This is a genomic window from Streptomyces sp. DvalAA-14 (genome assembly GCF_900091855.1).
Taxonomy (GTDB): domain Bacteria; phylum Actinomycetota; class Actinomycetes; order Streptomycetales; family Streptomycetaceae; genus Actinacidiphila.
Genome location: NZ_FMCH01000385.1, coordinates 1 through 2,587, shown reverse-complemented (window position 1 = coordinate 2,587; position 2,587 = coordinate 1). Strand labels below are relative to the sequence as shown.

The window sequence follows — 2,587 nt, the reverse complement described above, 5'->3', positions numbered from 1 at the left end:
CCGGCTGCCCGTCGCGGCGGCCGCCGACCACCCGCCGCGGCGCTACCACGCCAGCGCCCCGCTGCCCGCCGCCATCCCGCGGCGCGTCGACATCGGCTCCATCGGGCTGCACGCGGACCTGGTGCCGCGCGGCCTGACCGACGGCACCGTGGACCCGCCGCCGTACAGCACCCCCGAGGTGGCCGGCTGGTACCGCGGCGGCCCCACCCCCGGCGCCACCGGCGCCGCCCTGATCGTCGGCCATGTTGACACCGAGACCGGCGCCGCCGTCTTCTACGCACTGCGCACCGTCCGCGCCGGCGCCCGGGTCGACATCACCCGCGCCGACGGCACCGTGGCGGAGTTCTCCGTCGAGGCCGTCGAGACCGTCCAGAAGGCCCACTTCGACCCGGCCCGCGTCTACGGCTCCACCGGCCGCCCCGAACTCCGCCTGATCACCTGCGGCGGCACCTTCGACCGCACCGCGCAGACCTATTCGGCCAACGTCGTCGTCTACGCCGTGCTGACCGGCTCCCACCCGGCGTAGCAGGACGCGCGCGGGCGGACGGCCCCGCCTAGCGTGGGCAGCGGTGTGAGATCCCCTTCCCGGAGGTCCGGATGCCCGTACAGGAGAACGAGGGGGAGGAGGTGCTGCGCCCCGCAACGCCCGCCCGGAGCGTCGGGGACCGGGTGGAGGAGGCGCGGGCGGCAGGCGCGCCGGCCGGGCTGAAGCGGGAGTTGGAGGAGCTGCTGGGCGCGGGGAAGGTGCTCAGCCGGGTGTCGGACCTGGTGAAGTACGCCTCGGACGCGAGCCCTTACCGGTTCGTGCCGCAGGCCGTGGTGGTGCCCGAGAGCGTGCAGGACGTGATGAAGCTGATGCGCTACGCCCGCGGGCAGCGGCGGCACCTGGTGTTCCGGGCGGCCGGCACGAGTCTGAACGGGCAGGCGCAGGGCGAGGACATCCTGGTTGACGTCCGCCGCCACTTCAGCGGCATCGAGGTGGAGACCGACGGGACCCGGGCGCGCATCCTGCCGGGGACCGTACTGGCCCGGGCCAACACCACGCTGGCCCGCCACGGCCGGGTGCTGGGGCCCGACCCGGCCAGCGCCGCGGCGGCCACCGTCGGCGGGGTACTGGCCAACAACGCCTCCGGGATGGCGGCCGGCACCACCCGCGACTCGTACCGCACGGTCGCCTCGCTCACCGTCGTCCTGCCGTCGGGCACCGTGGTGGACACCGGGGACCTGGAGGCGGACACCGTGCTGGCCGCCGCCGAACCCGAGCTGTGCCAGGGGCTGCTGGACCTGCGGGACGAGATCGAGGGCGACCCCGGGCTGACCGCCCGTATCCGGGCCAAGTACGCGATCAAGAACACCAGCGGCTACCGGTTGGACGCGTTCCTCGACGGCGAGACCCCGGCGCAGATTCTGCGCGGGCTGATGATCGGCTCCCAGGGCACACTCGGCTTCGTCGCCGAGGCCGTCTACGCGACCTTGCCGCTGAACAGGGCCGCCAGCGCCGCCCTGTTGTACTTCCCGTCGCTGAACGCCGCCGCGGCTGCCGCGCCGCTGTTCACCCAGGCCGGCGCCGAGGCGGTCGAGCTGATGGACGGGCAGGTGCTGCGGGCCACCGGGACCCCCGAGCTGCCCGCGGAGTGCGCCGCGCTGCTGGTGGAGTTCCGGGCCGCCGACGAGATCGGGCTGGCCGCCTACGAGCGGGCCGCCCGCCGGATCTGCGACGACCTCGGACTGGTGAAACCGGTGCCGGCGGCCGGCAACGACTTCACCCGCGACCCCGGCCGGATCGCCGCGCTGTGGAAGGCCCGCAAGGCGTTCGTCGCGGCGGTCGGCGCGAACCGCCCGCCCGGCACCACGCTGATCACCGAGGACTTCGCGGTGCCACCGGAACGGCTGGCCGAGGCGTGCGCGGAACTGCTCGCCCTCCAGCGCCGCCACGGCTTCGACGCGGCCGTCGCCGGGCACGCCGCCCACGGCAATCTGCACTTCCTGCTCGCCTTCGACGCGGCCGACCCCGCCGACGTGGAACGCTACGCCGCCTTCATGGACGACTTCTGCCGCACCATGACCGAGCGCTTCACCGCCTCCTTGAAGGCCGAGCACGGCACCGGCCGCAATCTGGCGCCCTACCTGGAACTGGAGTGGGGCCCGAAGGCCACCGCCCTGATGTGGCGGATCAAACGGCTGCTCGACCCGGACGGCATCCTCGCGCCGCGCGTCGTCCTCGACCAGGACCCGCGCGGGCACCTGCGCGGCCTGAAGACCATTCCCGTACTGGGCACCGCCGCCGACCCCTGCATCGAGTGCGGCTTTTGCGAACCGGTCTGCCCCAGCCGCGACCTGACCACCACACCCCGGCAGCGGATCGTGCTCAGCCGCGAGATGCTGCGCCAGCCGCCCGGCTCGCCGGTGCTCGGCGAACTGCTGGACGCCTACGGCTACGACGCGGTCGACACCTGCGCCGGGGACTCGCTGTGCGAGTCCGCCTGCCCGGTGGGCATCGACACCGGCGCCCTGATGAAGGACCTGCGGCGGGCCGGCCACTCGGGGGCCGCCGAACGCCTCGCCACCACCCTCGCCGTCCACGGCC

2 protein-coding genes are annotated in these 2,587 nt (G+C 74.4%); both read left to right on the top strand.

The features are described from left to right. Window positions 1-526 (top strand): class F sortase (locus GA0115240_RS19915; protein WP_107407175.1); only part of this gene is annotated, 526 nt, incomplete at its 5' end. 71 nt (window positions 527-597) lie between these two features. After that, window positions 598-2,587: FAD-binding and (Fe-S)-binding domain-containing protein (locus GA0115240_RS19910; RefSeq protein WP_107407174.1), on the top strand; the 1,990-nt coding region annotated here is incomplete at its 3' end.